The organism is Humibacter sp. (assembly GCF_051954055.1).
Taxonomy (GTDB): Bacteria; Actinomycetota; Actinomycetes; order Actinomycetales; family Microbacteriaceae; genus Humibacter.
In genome coordinates, this window is sequence record NZ_JBQCIE010000033.1 from 79,804 (window position 1) to 93,990 (window position 14,187).

Here is a 14,187-nt window from a genome sequence, read left to right on the forward strand (position 1 = left end):
CCTTTCGTGTGGATGCGCAGTCGGGCTGCGCGTCGGCAACTCAGTCTAAGAGGTACCGCTGGTGAGGCTCGCCTGAGCTGGTCTCGACGAGCTCAAGGGCCGGTGTGCGTGCCCTCGGCCAGGCTCCTGGCCACGTCGGCGGCACCCGCGACTCCGCCGTCGGCCAGCGCGTGCACGAGTGCCGACCCGACGATGGCGCCGTCGGCGTACTCCAGCACCTCGCGCACCTGCTGTCCCGTCGAGATGCCGATGCCGACGCACGCGGTGGATGCTCCGGCGGTGCGCAGGCGGGAGACCAGCGTGCGGGCCGCGGCATCCACGTCCGCACGCTCTCCCGTGATGCCCATGGTGGAGACGGCGTAGACGAATCCGCGGGAGGCGCCGGCCGCCAGACGCAGCCGCTCGTCGCTCGAGGTGGGAGCGGCGAGGAACACACGGTCAAGGCCCGTGCGGTCGCTGGTGGCGATCCAGTCCGCTGCGGAGTCCGGTGTGATGTCGGGCGTGATGAGCCCGCTGCCGCCGGCTGCGGCGAGCTCGTCGGCGAAGCGGTCGAGGCCGAACTGGACGACGGGGTTCCAGTACGTCATGACGAGTGCCGGAACATCGACGCGGGAGCGGATCTCACGCACCGCCGTGAACACGTCGCGAACGCGGAAGCCGTTCTGCAGCGCTTGCTGCGTCGCCGCCTGGATGACCGGCCCGTCCATCACCGGGTCCGAGTACGGCAGGCCGAGCTCGAGCACGTCCACGCCGTTCTCGGCGAGGGCGACTGCCGCATCGATGCTCGTGGCAAGGTCGGGGAATCCGACAGGCAGATATCCGATCAGCGCGCCGTTCCGTGTCTCGCGGGCCGCCGCGACGACCGGCTGCACGTGCGCCAACGCCGTTTCGGTGCTCATCGTCTCGTGCCGTTCGCGTCGCTGCCCGTGCCGGGAACCTGCTCGTCCAGGAGCCCGAAGTATGCGCCCGCGGTCTCGACGTCCTTGTCGCCTCGGCCCGACAGGTTGACCAGGATGAGGGCATCCGGTCCAAGCTTCTTGCCCAGCTCGAGCGCTCCGGCGAGAGCGTGCGACGACTCGATGGCGGGCAGGATGCCCTCCGTGCGACTGAGCAGCCGGAACGCCTGCATCGCCTCGTCGTCGGTGATCGGCAGGTAATTGGCACGCCCGATGTCGCGCAACCACGCGTGCTCGGGACCGACGCCCGGGTAGTCAAGACCGGCGGAGATGGAGTGCGATTCCATCGTCTGGCCGTCTTCGTCCTGTAGAACGTAGGTCTTCGTGCCGTGCAGGATGCCGGGGGTGCCCTGACTGAGCGTCGCACCGTGCTCACCGCTGGCGATCCCGTGGCCGCCGGGCTCGAAGCCGTAGAGCTGCACGTCGGTGTCGTCGAGGAACGCGTGGAAGATTCCGATCGCGTTCGAGCCGCCTCCGACGCATGCGGCCACGGCGTCGGGCAGGCGGCCGGTGAGGTCGAGGACCTGCTGCCTCGCCTCCTCGCCGATCACCTTGTGGAAGTCGCGAACCATTGTGGGGAACGGATGCGGGCCGTTGACGGTACCGAGCAGGTAGTGCGTGTTCTCCGCGTTCGCGACCCAATCCCTGAACGCCTCGTTGATGGCATCCTTCAGCGTGCGCGAACCGGTCTTCACCGGGACCACCTCGGCGCCGAGGAGCCGCATGCGGGCGACGTTGAGCGCCTGGCGCTTCGTGTCCACCTCGCCCATGTAGATGGTGCACGACATGCCGAACAGGGCGGCGGCCGTCGCGGTGGCGACGCCGTGCTGTCCAGCCCCGGTCTCCGCGATGAGGCGCGTCTTGCCGAGGCGACGCACCAGGAGCGCCTGGCCGAGCACGTTGTTGATCTTGTGCGACCCGGTGTGGTTGAGGTCTTCCCGCTTGAGGATGACGCGCGCGCCGCCCGCGTGCTCCGCGAACCGCGGCACCTCGGTGATGATCGACGGGCGGCCGGTGTAGGTGGCGTGCAGGCGCGCCAGCTCTTCGGCGAAGGCCGGATCCTGCTTGGCGGCCGCGTACAAGGCCGAGAGCTCGTCGAGGGTGGCGATGAGCGACTCGGGCATGTATCTGCCGCCGTAGTCGCCGAAGTCGGGACCGTTCGTCTCGCGTAGGGCCATGGTCACTTCCCGTCGGGGATGGGCACGGAGAGGAATTCTGCGAGACGCGCCGTCGGGTCGCCGGTGACGAGAGCTTCGCCGACGAGCACCACGTCGGCTCCCGCCTCGCGGTAGTGAGCGACGTCGTCCGGTCCGATCACCGCGGACTCGGCGACCTTGATCACGCCGGACGGGATGCGGTCGGCGAGCGAACCGAACAGGTCGCGGTCCAGTTCGAACGTGTCGAGATCGCGGGCGTTGACCCCGACGACGGCGGCTCCTGCGTCGATCGCGCGGGAGATCTCCTCGGCGGAGTGGGTCTCGACGAGGGCGGTCATGCCGAGCCGCAGCGTCAGTTCGTGCAGTCGGACGAGCGTTGCCTGGTCGAGGGCCGCCACGATGAGCAGCACGATGTCGGCACCCGCAGCTCGCGCCTCGTAGACCTGGTACGGCTCTGCGATGAAGTCCTTGCGCAGCACCGGAATGCCGACGGTGCTCCGCACCGCTCTGAGGTCGTCGAGCGAGCCGAGGAACCGGCGCTGCTCGGTGAGAACGCTGATGGCACTGGCACCGCCCTGCTCGTAGAGTGACGCGAGGGCGGCGGGATCCGGGATGTCCGCCAGCCGACCACGCGACGGGCTCGCTCGCTTCACCTCGGCGATGATCTTGACGCGGTCGGCGGGAGCAAGCGCCGCGAGCGCATCGAGCGCCGGAGCAGCCTGTTCAGCGGCAGTGACGACGGCGTCGAGCGGCACCTCGGCGGCGCGAGCGCGGGCATCCGCCACCGATCCGCCGACGAGTTCGTTCAGCAGCACTCAGTGACCTTTGGGCTGGTACTTCGGCCCGTTCACGCCGTAGCCGGCCTTGGCCATGATGACGCCGACGATCGGGCCGATGACCACCACGATCGCGCAGGCCACGACGATCCACGGCTGGTCGAACCAGAAGGCGAAAACCCCGACGACGAAGCCGACCAGCATGATGATGACGGCCGTCCATGCCGCAGGCGAGTGACCGTGGCCCGGATCCGAGGACTCAGCGCTCATGACTCTCTTTCGGTACAGGTGAGTGGGGCACAGACATCCTATCGAACGGGAGGCTCCTGCCCGTCCTCGGTGGGGTCGTCGCCGCGGCTGAGCTCGTCCCAGTCGTCGATCGCCGCGTCGCGTGTCCTTGCACGGCGATCGGCGGGTGACAGCGTGTCGTCGTCCTCCGCAACGTCTCCCTCGGGATGACCGGTCCGAGGATGCCCGGCATCTTCGGTGGCACCATAGCGGCGCGACGTGACAGGCCAGAGGTGGCCGGTGCCGGCGACGCAGAGCGCGGCGATCGCGAGCGCGATGCCCCCGGCCAGCGCGAGCACGGGCCAGGGCGAGGCATCCGCGTGGGCGACGATGGCCCGCACGCTGGTGTCGCCGGCGATGCCGGTGGCCTTGCTGACCACGGTGATTCCGGTGCCGACCGGGTCCGTCATGGCCGAGATCGTCGAGCCGATGATGCCGGCGGCCAGTATGAGACCGAGCAGCGCGAGCACGTAGCGAAGGATGCGGCCGGCCAGCGCGAGTGCGCCGGCGAACGCGACGCCCGCGAGCGAGAGCGCGGCGATCGCGGGCGCTGCCTGCGAGCCGGTGACGGTCAGCGTGCCCGCGTGGCCGGACGCCGCCGTGAGGTGCAGCGTGTACCAGGTCTGCGTCGACGCGGTCAGCGCCAGGCCGCAGGCGAGCACGGCCAGCAGCATCGTGCCGTACTTGAGACGACCTGCGATTCGCGCGCGCTCTGCCATGTCAGACCACGCGTTCCAGTGCGTTCGCGATCGCCACGGCGCGCAACGGCGCCGCCGCCTTGTTCTGGGACTCGATGAACTCGCTCTCCGGCACGGAGTCGGCGACGAGGCCACCGCCGGCCTGCACGCGGGCGACGCCGTCCATGATGGTCGCGGTACGGATGGCGATGGCCAGGTCGGCATCACCACCGAAGCCGAAGTAGCCGACGACTCCCCCGTACACGCCACGCTGCGCAGGCTCGAGCTCGTCGATGATCTCCAGCGCCCGCGGCTTCGGAGCCCCGGAGAGCGTGCCGGCCGGGAACGTCGAGCGGAACACGTCCACTGCGGTCGCGTCGTCCCGAAGGTCGCCCTCCACCGACGAGACGATGTGCATGATGTGGCTGAACCGCTCGACGCGCATGAACTCGGTCACCTCGACGGTGCCGGCAACGCACACCCTTGCCAGGTCGTTGCGTGCGAGGTCGACGAGCATAAGGTGCTCGGCACGTTCCTTCTCGTCGGCGAGCAGCTCGGACTCGAGCTCCGCGTCCTCCTCCGGTGTCGCGCCTCGCGGCCGGGATCCGGCGATCGGATGCGTGTACGCTCGCCGCTCCTGCACCTTCACCAGCGCCTCCGGCGACGACCCGACGACGGTATACGGTGCTCCGCCGACGCGTTCCAGCTGCAGCAGGTACATGTACGGGCTCGGGTTGAGGCTGCGCAGCACGCGGTAGACGTCGAGCGGATCCGCGGCCGTCTCCAGCTCGAACCGCTGCGAGACGACGACCTGGAAGATGTCGCCGGCCCTGATGCGCTCCTTCGCCGTCTCGACGGACGCCAGGAAGTCCTCGCGCCTGGTGCGCGAGGAGACGGACGGCTCGACCGAGAAGTCCGCGCGCTCCAGGTGTGCTTCCGCCGGCTTCGACAGCGCGGCCTGCATGCGGTCGAGCCTGTCTTGGGCATCCGCCCACCGTTCGTCGGCCCAGCCTTCATCGGTGCCGACGTCATCGCCGGGCGCGAGCACGTTCGCGATGAGTTGCACCGTGCCGAACCGGTGGTCGACGGCCACCAGGTCGGCGACGAAGCACAGCGCCTGGCCGGGAACGTCGAACTCCGCGGGCGGCTGGTCCGGCAGCCGCTCCAACTGCCGCACGGCCTCCCAGCCGATGAAGCCGACGAGGCCGCCGGTCAGCGGCGGCAACCCCTCCACCGGTTCGGAGCGCCAGCGCTCGTACAACAGCGCGAGCAGCTCGAGGGAAGGGGTCGTCGAGAGCCGGGAGGCGGCATCCGTGCCGAAGGCGGAGGAGGCGTCGAGCCCGTAGTCGAGCCAGAGCGCGTCGTCGCCGTTCTGCGTGAGCACACCGAAGGCCGCAACCCCGACGAACGAGTACCGCGAGAAGATGCCGCCCTGCTCCGCCGACTCGAGGAGGAAGGTGCCAGGACGCCCGTCGGCGAGCTTGCGGTAGATGCCGACGGGTGTCTCACCGTCGGCGAACAGCTCACGGGCGACCGGGATGACCCGTCGTGTGCCGAGCAGCTCGTCGAACCGCTCCCGCGTGGTGGTTCCCGTGCCGCTCATGATCCGTTCCGTTCGTTCGGCGCGCTCTCGTGCCGCTCGTGCTCGGCGGGCGCCTCGATCACGACGGGGTCGAGGAGGTCAGCGTCGAAGCACGTGTGGGTGCCTGTGTGGCAGGCCGCCCCGATCTGCTCGACGCGCACCAGCAACGTGTCGCCGTCGCAGTCCAGTGCGGCCCCGCGCACGTACTGCACATGGCCGGAGGTGTCGCCCTTTCGCCAGTACTCCTGCCGTGACCTGGACCAGAACGTGACCCTGCCCTCGCTCATCGTGCGCAGGAAAGCCTCACGGTCCATCCAGCCGACCATGAGCACCTCGCGGGTGTCCCACTGCTGGATCACCGCAGGCAGCAGGCCCTTGTCGTCGAAGCGCACGCGGTCGAGCACAGCGGTCGCCCGCTGCCTGGCCTGTTCGCGCTCCCCCGGCGTCTGCGCACTCGCGTCGGTCACCGCCGCACCTCCTCGCCTGCGGACTGCAGGGCATCCTTCACGTCGCCGATAGTCATCAGCCCGTCGTGGAAAACGCTTGCGGCGAGCACCGCGTCGGCGCCCGCCTGTACGGCTGGGGCGAAATGCTCGACGGCTCCCGCACCGCCGGAGGCGATCACCGGAACGGTGCTTGCCTCCCGCATGCGTGCCACCAGTTCGAGATCGAAGCCCTGCTTCGTGCCGTCCGCGTCGATCGAGTTCACGAGCAGCTCTCCCGCTCCGAGGTCGATGGCCTGACGCGCCCACGCGATGGCATCCAGGTCGGTCTCCGTGCGACCGCCGTGCGTCGTCACCACGAAGCCGGACTCGGTGCGCGGCGACCGCTTCACGTCGAGCGAGAGCACGAGCACCTGCGCCCCGAAGCGGTCGGCGATCTCGGCGATGAGAGGCGGCCGGGCGATTGCCGCGCTGTTCACGCCGATCTTGTCGGCGCCGCTGCCCAGAAGGCGGGCGACGTCGTCGCTCGAGCGCACTCCCCCGCCGACGGTCAGGGGGATGAAGACCTGCTCGGCGGTGCGGCGCACGACGTCGTAGGTGGTGGCCCGGCCCTCGACCGTTGCGGTCACATCGAGGAAGGTGAGCTCGTCCGCACCCTGTTCGTAGTACCTGGCCGCCAGCTCGACGGGGTCGCCCGCGTCGCGCAGGTTGGCGAAGTTGACGCCCTTCACGACGCGCCCGTCGGCCACGTCGAGGCACGGGATGACACGGATCGCGAGCGACATGTCCCCTCCCGCCTCAGAGCCTCGCGGCGTGGATCGCGGTCACCAGGATGGCCCGCGCGCCGAGCTCGTAGAGGTCGTCCATGATGCGGTTGGTGCTGGTGCGCGGCACCATGGCGCGCACCGCTACCCAGCCGGAGTCGCGCAGCGGCGAGATCGTCGGCGACTCCACGCCCGGCGTGAGGGCCACCGCTCGCTCGATCAGGTGCGACGGCAGGTCGTAGTCGATGAGCACGTACTGCCTGGCCACCATGACGCCCTGCAGGCGGCGGTGCAGCGTGGCGAGGCCGGACGCCCGCTCGTCCGCGGCCGACGCATCCTTCTCGGGCCGGGCATCCCCGTTCGGCGCGGCGATCAGCACGGCCTGTGACTGCAGGATGACCGGTCCGAAGATCTCGAGGCCCTGCTTGCGCAGCGTCGAGCCCGTCTCGACGACGTCGGCGACGGCATCCGCGACGCCCAGGCGCACCGCGGACTCCACGGCGCCGTCCAGCCGGACGAGCGTGACGGACACTCCCGCCTCGCGCAGGTACGTGCCGACCAGGCCGTCGTAGCTCGTCGCAACCCGGTGGCCCTCGAGATCGGCGACGTCGGTGAAGCGCCCGGCCGGACCGGCGAACCGGAACGTCGACGATGCAAAGCCGAGCTCGTCGATCTCCCTGGCCGGCGAACCCGAGTCGAGCAGCAGGTCGCGGCCCGTGATTCCTACGTCGAGAGCACCGCTGCCGACGTACGTGGCGATGTCGCGCGGGCGAAGGTAGAAGAACTCGACGTCGTTCGCCGGGTCGGCGACGATGAGTTCCTTGGGGTCTTTGCGGCCCGAGTAGCCCGCCTCGGCGAGCATCTGGGCGGCGGTGTCGGCGAGCGAGCCCTTGTTGGGCACGGCGATCTTCAGCATGGGGTGCAGGTCTTCCTCGTGGTGTGTCGAGCGTCGGTCATCGGCGTTGGCGGGTGCCGGTCACAGATGTCGGTACACGTCCTGCAGCGTGAGGCCCTTGGCCAGCATGAGCACCTGGAGGTGGTAGAGCAGCTGCGAGATCTCCTCCGCGGTCTCGTCGTCGCTCTGGTACTCGCCCGCCATCCACACCTCGGCGGCCTCTTCGACGATCTTCTTGCCGATGGCGTGGATGCCTGCGTCGAGCTCGCGCACGGTACCGGATCCCTCTGGTCGGGTCTCGGCCTTGTGCTGGAGCTCGGCGAACAGGTCGTCGAAGGTCTTCACCCCACTAGATTAGTGGGCCGAAGAGGCGCGCTCCCGCAGCAGGTCGATCTGGGCAGCGGGATGGTCGGCCCGGAAGACGCTCGATCCGGCGACGAACGTGTCGGCGCCTGCCTCGGCCGCGGTGACGATCGTCTCCTCGGTGATGCCGCCGTCCACCTGCAGCCAGACGTCAAGACCACGGGCGGTCACGGCATCCCGCAGCCTGCGCAGCTTGGGCATCGTCTCCGGCATGAAGCTCTGGCCGCCGAAGCCGGGCTCGACCGTCATGACGAGCACCTGGTCGAACTCCTCGAGCAGGTCGAGGTAGCCGTCCGGCTCCGTGCCGGGCTTGAGGGCGATCCCCGCTCGTGCGCCCAGATCCCGCAACCTGCGCGCGAGCGCGACGGGGTCGGAAGACGCCTCGGCGTGGAACGTGACGGAGTATGCGCCCAACTCCGCGTAGCCCGGCGCCCAGCGCTCGGGGTCGGTGATCATCAGGTGAACGTCGAGGGGAATGGGCGAGACGTCCTGGATGCGCCTCACCATCTGCGGTCCGAACGTGAGGTTCGGCACGAAGTGGTTGTCCATCACATCGACGTGAACCAGGTCGGCCGAGGAGATGCGGCCCAGCTCGTGCTGCATGTTCACGAAGTCGGCGGCCAGGATGCTGGGATTGATGCGCGGCATGGCATCCAAACTATTGCTTCTCCAGGAGGGCGATGAACATGGCGTCCGTGCCGTGCCGATGCGGCCACAGCTGCACCTGGGCGGGATCGCCGGCCAGCTCCAGCGGGTTCACCGAGAGGTCTTGCACGACGTCCTGCGTCGGCAGCTCGCGCAACTCGCCGGGATGCCGCTTCAGCGCATCGCTGACCTGCACTCGCGTCTCCGCGAGGTGCGGCGAGCACGTCACGTAGCAGAGCAGCCCGCCCGGCCGCAGCGCCTTCACTGCCGAGTCGATGAGCGCCGCCTGCAGCCTGGTGAGCTCCGGTACGTCGCCAGGCGTCTTGCGCCACCGGGCCTCCGGCCGCCGCCGCAGCGCCCCCAGTCCCGTGCACGGAGCATCCAGCAGCACGCGGTCGAATCGCTCAGGCTCCTGGGCGCCGATCACGGTTCCGTCGCGTTCGGTGAACTTCACGACGGATTCCGCCGGCGCGACCGCGCGGCGCACGAGGTCGAGTCGAGTGGGCACGAGCTCGTTCGCCACCAGCCTCGCGCCGGAAGCCTTCGCCGCGGCGGCCAGGATCGCCGCTTTGCCGCCCGGCCCTGCGCACAGGTCGAGCCAGCGCTCCCCCGGCTCGACGTCGCGGGCGTGCACGAACATCTGCGCGGCCAGTTGCGAGCCCTCGTCTTGCACCCGGACGGCGCCGTCGGTCTCGGAGACGATCGCCCCAGGGTCTCCGCCCTTCCAGACGAATCCGATCGGCGAATAGCGGTCGAGATCGGAGTCCTCGGGGCGCTGGGCCAGCCCGGGCAGCGCGACCAGGTTCACCCGCGGAGCCTCGTTGTCGGCCCTCAGCAGCTCCTCGAGCTCCGATTCCCGGTGCTCGGCGGCCAGTGCGTGCCGGAACGCGCGAACGATCCATGCCGGATGCGACTCGAGCGCGGACAGGCGGTCGTCCTCGTTGCGTGCGCGGTCCGCCACGCGCTGCCGCCAGACATCCGGTTTCACACGGGCGATCGACCGGAGCACGCCATTCGCGAAGCCGACAGCAGAACGCGATGCGGCGGAACGCACCAGCTCCACCGTCTCGTTCACGGCGGCGTGGCTCGGGGTGCGCAGCGTGAGCAGTTGGTGGCAGCCGAGGCGGAGAGCGTCGAGCACCGGCTCGTCGATGCGGTCGGTAGTACGGCCGGCGACGAGCTCGATGACCCGGTCGTAGTAGCCGAGCAGACGCAGCGTGCCGTACGTCAGCTCGGTGGCGAGCGCCGCATCCGAATGCGAAAGCCGGGCGCGCTCGAGGCGCACCGGCAGCAGCAGGTTCGCGTAGGCATCCGACTCGGCGACCGCTCTGAGCACGTCGAATGCAACGGAGCGAGCGGATGCCTGCCTGGCCGGTCGCTCGCTCACGACGCCGCCTCGGTGCGCGTGTCGCCCAGGTCGGCGCTCGTGCCTTCGGCCAGGCCGCGGAGCCAGTCGGGCGCCGCCATGGCCCGTTTTCCGGCCGGTTGAACCTTGACGAGCTCCAGCGGAGCCGTGCCGGTGCCGACGTGGGCGTGACCGGCCCGAAGCCGGAGCGCGCCCGGCGGGAGCGGCTCGGCCGCCGAGCGCGCGGCCGCCAGCACCTTCACCCGGGTGCCGTCGACCGTGAAGAACGCGCCGGGCTCAGGGGTGACGCCGCGCAGTCGCGCGTACACGGCACGGGCGTCGAGGGTGAGGTCGAGCCGCGCATCGTCCAGGGCGAGCTTCGGCGCGAGCGTGGGCTCCCCCGCCTGGGGCACTGGGACCGCCGTGCCGTCCGCGATACCGTCCACCACGTGCTCAACCAGTGCCGCGCCGGCCGTCGCGAGCGAGTCGAGCAGGTCGCCGGCCGTCTCGTCGGCGCCGATCGGCCGTTCCAGCGTGTCGTACACGTCTCCGGCGTCGAGCTCGGGAACCAGCCGGAACACCGCGGCCCCCGTGCGCTCGTCCCCAGCGATCAGGGCGCGTTGCACGGGCGCGGCGCCCCGCCACCTGGGCAGCAGCGAGAAGTGCAGGTTGATCCAGCCGTGCGCCGGCGCGGAGAGCAGCGGTTCGCGCACGAGGCCGCCGTACGCGACGACAACGCCCAACTCGGGTTCAGCATCCAGGATGCGTCCGGTCGCCGTCTCATCCAGCCGTGCCGTCTTCAGCACCTCGAGACTCAGCTCATCGGCTGCCTGCGCCACCGGAGACGGCGTGAGCACGCGTTTGCGGCCGAGCGGGGCATCGGGTCTGGTGACGACCATCGCCACGTCGTGGGGCCCGGAGGCCAGCGTCTGCAGCGTGGGGACCGCGGCGGTCGGGGTTCCGGCGAACACGATCCTCATCGGATGGGCGCTCCTTACGGGCTCGCGGCGGGCTGATGGCGGCTCACGAGAGTTCGGGGTCGTCGAGCCTGACTCTGAGTGTAGGCGGCGGTCGGTAGCCGCGATTGTCCCGCGGCTTCCGGCCCTTCGCCGCAGCACGCACGACCGCTGACCGGAGTGCCGCGGCGACGTCCGCACCGTGTGCGTAGTCGAAGCGCACGATCGCGCGAACCGCATCCGGATGCGCGCGAGCAGTTCGCGGCGCACCGGCGCGTTCGCCGTCGACGGACTGGTGCTCCGGAGTCGGCCCGAGCACGTCGATGAATGTACCCGGCTGGAGGGCGGCGATGGCGTCGCCGACCGACTTGGCCGTGCCGGTCACGGTCGCCACACGAACGGCCGGCGGGAACCGCAGCACACGGCGGTCGGCGAGTTGCTCAGCCGCGTAGGCCGGCTGTCGCCACGTCGCCAGGGCTTGGGCGAGCGGGCCGGCGACGCCCACGAGCACGACAGGCGCGCCCGGCGCCGCCAGGGCGGCCGCGTTCGACCACCAGCGCAGGCAGTCCTCCGCGACGTTCAGAGACTCGCGGGCGAGCATCCGGTCGCCGTCGAGCAGCAGAACGGCGCGGTATCCCCCTGACGCGACCGGTTCGGCGCCACGGGTCGCCACGATCAGAGCCGGCCGTTCGTCGACGGCCGTCACCCGGCGCTCTCCGTCGGAGACCACGACCCGAGTGCCGGGGAACGCACGTCCCAGCTCCTCCGCCGTGCGGGAGCTGCCGCGTGTGACGAGACGGACGCGCGTGCCTCCGCAGTGCGAGCACGCCCATCCGGTGGCGATGGCGCCGCACCATCGGCAGGAGGGCGCAGCGCCGGCCCGGTCGAGGCCGAGCGGTCCGCCGCAGCGACGGCACCTGGCCGCCTCTCGGCACTGTGCGCACGCCAGCACCGGGGCATAGCCGGGACGAGCCACCTGCACGAGCACCGGCCCCGTGGTCAGTCCTTCCGTGGCCGCGCGCCAGGCGCCGTCCGGTACCCGGGAAGGTGCGGCTTCGCCGGACTGTGCGGCGGTCACCACGACGCGGGGTGCGACTCGTGGTTCGGGCGAGAACGCGGTCAGCCAGCCCAGCTCCACTAGACGCTGCACCTCAAGGCCGCGCGTGTGACCGACGAACGCGAGCCCGCAGCCCTCCTCCTCCGCGCGGACCAGGGCGACGTCCCTCGAGTGCGCGTACGGCGCGAGGGGTTCGGCGTGCAGCGGATCGGAGTCGTCCCACAGCGCGATCAGACCGAGCCGGCTCGCCGGCGCATACACGGCCGAACGGTTGCCGATCACGACGACGGCGCGGGGCTCGAGGCAACGCAGGAACGCGCGGTATCGATCCTGGTTCGGTTGCGCTGCATCCAGCCGGGCGACGTCGTCCGATTCGACCAGCTCGGCCAGGGCGGCCTGGAGCTGGTCGAGGTCGCGGTAGTCGGGCACCGCCAGGATGGCGCTTCGCCCGGATGCGAGGCACCTGACAGCAAGCTGGGCGAGCGTCACGGCCCACCCGCCCACCCACTCGCCGCCTGTCGTGCGCGCCAGCCGCGGCACGGCATCCACCGCCACCCGTTCGCCGTCGTCCACGGCGCGACCCAGTTCGGGACGATAGCCGCGAACCTCCGGCGCCGCGCGCGACGGGACTGCGGCCGGATGCTCGCTCGCCAGCCACGCCTTCTCCACCCGCACCATGCGCGGCGGAACCGCCAGCCGCAGCACATCGCTCGCGCTGCCTGCCGAGCGATCGGCGACGCGGCGAGCCAGCCGTTCGACCTGCGGCGTGAGCACCTGGGCGGCGGAGACCACCGAGTCGAGCTCGCTCAGCTCGCCGTCGAAGTCGGCGTGGTCGGTGACCTCGACGAGATAGCCGTCGGCGAGCCTGCCCGCCGACCGCAGCGGAACCGTGACGCGCACGCCAGGAACGGCCTGCTCGCGCAGGCGCTCGGGAATGGCGTAGTCGAACAGCCGGTCGAGCTGAGGCAGTGGGGTGTCGACGATCACCCGCGCCACACGGGCTGCCGGCATCGCCGCTCCTAGATCCCGGCGGCCGACCGCAGCTCGTCGACGCGGTCCAGTCGCTCCCAGGTGAAGTCGGGCAGCTCCCGGCCGAAGTGCCCGTAGGTCGCGGTCTTCGCGTAGATCGGTCGCAGCAGATCGAGATCGCGGATGATCGCAGCGGGCCGCAGGTCGAACACCTCACGAATCGCCGAGGTGATGCGCTCGTCGGGAAGGTGTCCGGTGCCGAACGTCTCGACGTAGAGCCCCACCGGGGAGGCGGTCCCGATCGCGTAGGCGACCTGCACCTCCAGCCGGTCGGCCAGTCCGGCGGCGACGGCGTTCTTCGCCACCCAGCGCATCGCGTACGCGCCGGAACGGTCCACCTTCGACGGGTCCTTGCCGCTGAACGCTCCGCCGCCGTGCCTGGATGCCCCGCCGTACGTGTCGATGATGATCTTGCGACCGGTGAGCCCTGCATCGCCCTGCGGGCCGCCGATCTCGAAACGGCCGGTCGGGTTGATCAGCAGCTTGACGTCGCGCGAGTCGAGGTCGACCCGGTCCAGCACCGGCCGGATGACGTGCTCGGCCACCTCTGCCCGCAGCCTCTCCGTGGACACCGCGGGCGAGTGCTGGGTGGAGAGCACGACGGTGTCGATGGTGCGCGGCACGATGCCGTCGTACCCGACCGTCACCTGCGTCTTGCCGTCCGGGCGAAGGAAGTCCAGCTCGCCCGTCTTGCGCACCTCGGCGAGTCGCTCGGCGAGCCGGTGCGCTATCCAGATCGGCACCGGCATGAGCTCTGCGGTCTCGGTCGTCGCGTAGCCGAACATGATCCCCTGGTCGCCTGCGCCCTGGCGGTCGAGCAGGTCGACGGATGCCCCCTCGCGCGCCTCGTACGCGTCGTCGACGCCCTGCGCGATGTCGGGCGACTGGCCGCCGATCGAGATCGAGACACCGCACGACCGGCCGTCGAACCAGACGTCGGACGACGTATAGCCGATCGAGGTGATGATGTCGCGCACGATGGCGGGGATCTCGACGTATCCGCTTGTGGAGACCTCTCCGGCCACGTGCACCAGGCCCGTGGTCACCAGTGTCTCGACGGCGACGCGACTGTACGGGTCGACGGTGAGCAGGGCATCCAGGATGCCGTCGGAGACCTGGTCGCAGATCTTGTCGGGGTGACCCTCGGTCACCGACTCGGAGGTGAAGAGACGCAGAGATGTCACGAGTGCTCCAGCTGATCCTCAGGGCGCCTCTCGCACCTCGCATGCGGCGAAGCGCTCGGGAACGGCGCCC

15 protein-coding genes are annotated in these 14,187 nt (G+C 70.5%); all 15 read right to left on the reverse strand.

Translation table 11 applies throughout. From position 1 onward, the window contains the following. Nucleotides 1-92 precede the first annotated feature (92 nt). From trpA to metK, 15 genes are read right to left on the reverse strand one after another with little or no spacing between them, the layout of a single operon-like run. Nucleotides 93-899: a tryptophan synthase subunit alpha gene (gene trpA / locus ACTHNC_RS03960; protein WP_440293295.1), complete on the reverse strand. Its 807-nt coding sequence runs from the start codon at nucleotides 897-899 to the stop codon at nucleotides 93-95. Then, complete coding sequence (gene trpB, locus ACTHNC_RS03965; RefSeq protein ID WP_440293296.1) at nucleotides 896-2,134, reverse strand: tryptophan synthase subunit beta; 1,239 nt, start codon at nucleotides 2,132-2,134, stop codon at nucleotides 896-898. The genes trpA and trpB overlap by 4 nt, the downstream gene beginning before the upstream one ends. Nucleotides 2,135-2,136: 2 nt before the next feature. After that, complete coding sequence (gene trpC / locus ACTHNC_RS03970) at nucleotides 2,137-2,925, reverse strand: indole-3-glycerol phosphate synthase TrpC (protein WP_440293391.1); 789 nt, start codon at nucleotides 2,923-2,925, stop codon at nucleotides 2,137-2,139. A 3-nt stretch (nucleotides 2,926-2,928) separates the two neighbouring features. Next, on the reverse strand, nucleotides 2,929-3,159 hold the full coding sequence (locus ACTHNC_RS03975; protein ID WP_440293297.1) for a DUF6704 family protein: 231 nt from the start codon (nucleotides 3,157-3,159) through the stop codon (nucleotides 2,929-2,931). A gap of 38 nt (nucleotides 3,160-3,197) precedes the next feature. Then, nucleotides 3,198-3,896 (reverse strand): Trp biosynthesis-associated membrane protein, encoded by a 699-nt coding sequence (locus tag ACTHNC_RS03980; protein ID WP_440293298.1) that lies wholly within the window; start codon nucleotides 3,894-3,896, stop codon nucleotides 3,198-3,200. A 1-nt stretch (nucleotide 3,897) separates the two neighbouring features. After that, nucleotides 3,898-5,457, reverse strand: a complete 1,560-nt coding sequence (locus ACTHNC_RS03985; protein ID WP_440293299.1) for an anthranilate synthase component I — start codon at nucleotides 5,455-5,457, stop codon at nucleotides 3,898-3,900. Then, nucleotides 5,454-5,903 carry a phosphoribosyl-AMP cyclohydrolase gene (gene hisI / locus ACTHNC_RS03990; RefSeq protein WP_440293300.1) on the reverse strand — a complete coding sequence of 150 codons (450 nt, stop codon included), beginning with the start codon at nucleotides 5,901-5,903 and terminating at the stop codon, nucleotides 5,454-5,456. The genes ACTHNC_RS03985 and hisI overlap by 4 nt, the downstream gene beginning before the upstream one ends. Beyond that, complete coding sequence (hisF, locus tag ACTHNC_RS03995) at nucleotides 5,900-6,664, reverse strand: imidazole glycerol phosphate synthase subunit HisF (protein ID WP_440293301.1); 765 nt, start codon at nucleotides 6,662-6,664, stop codon at nucleotides 5,900-5,902. Before hisF ends, hisI begins: the two co-directional genes overlap by 4 nt. A 13-nt stretch (nucleotides 6,665-6,677) precedes the next feature. Next, on the reverse strand, nucleotides 6,678-7,559 hold the full coding sequence (gene hisG, locus ACTHNC_RS04000) for an ATP phosphoribosyltransferase (protein ID WP_440293302.1): 882 nt from the start codon (nucleotides 7,557-7,559) through the stop codon (nucleotides 6,678-6,680). Between the two features lie 60 nt (nucleotides 7,560-7,619). After that, nucleotides 7,620-7,883, reverse strand: a complete 264-nt coding sequence (locus ACTHNC_RS04005) for a phosphoribosyl-ATP diphosphatase (RefSeq protein WP_440293303.1) — start codon at nucleotides 7,881-7,883, stop codon at nucleotides 7,620-7,622. A gap of 9 nt (nucleotides 7,884-7,892) precedes the next feature. After that, nucleotides 7,893-8,549 (reverse strand): ribulose-phosphate 3-epimerase, encoded by a 657-nt coding sequence (gene rpe / locus ACTHNC_RS04010; RefSeq protein ID WP_440293304.1) that lies wholly within the window; start codon nucleotides 8,547-8,549, stop codon nucleotides 7,893-7,895. A 10-nt stretch (nucleotides 8,550-8,559) separates the two neighbouring features. Beyond that, on the reverse strand, nucleotides 8,560-9,933 hold the full coding sequence (locus ACTHNC_RS04015) for an RsmB/NOP family class I SAM-dependent RNA methyltransferase (RefSeq protein WP_440293305.1): 1,374 nt from the start codon (nucleotides 9,931-9,933) through the stop codon (nucleotides 8,560-8,562). Beyond that, nucleotides 9,930-10,871, reverse strand: coding sequence for a methionyl-tRNA formyltransferase (locus ACTHNC_RS04020; protein WP_440293306.1), 942 nt, complete (start codon nucleotides 10,869-10,871; stop codon nucleotides 9,930-9,932). The genes ACTHNC_RS04015 and ACTHNC_RS04020 overlap by 4 nt, the downstream gene beginning before the upstream one ends. Before the next feature lie 43 nt (nucleotides 10,872-10,914). Beyond that, nucleotides 10,915-12,915, reverse strand: coding sequence for a primosomal protein N' (locus tag ACTHNC_RS04025; RefSeq protein ID WP_440293307.1), 2,001 nt, complete (start codon nucleotides 12,913-12,915; stop codon nucleotides 10,915-10,917). A gap of 8 nt (nucleotides 12,916-12,923) precedes the next feature. Continuing rightward, a complete protein-coding gene (gene metK / locus ACTHNC_RS04030) occupies nucleotides 12,924-14,117 on the reverse strand; it encodes a methionine adenosyltransferase (protein ID WP_440293308.1) in 1,194 nt (397 codons plus the stop codon). Between the last annotated feature and the right edge of the window lie 70 nt (nucleotides 14,118-14,187).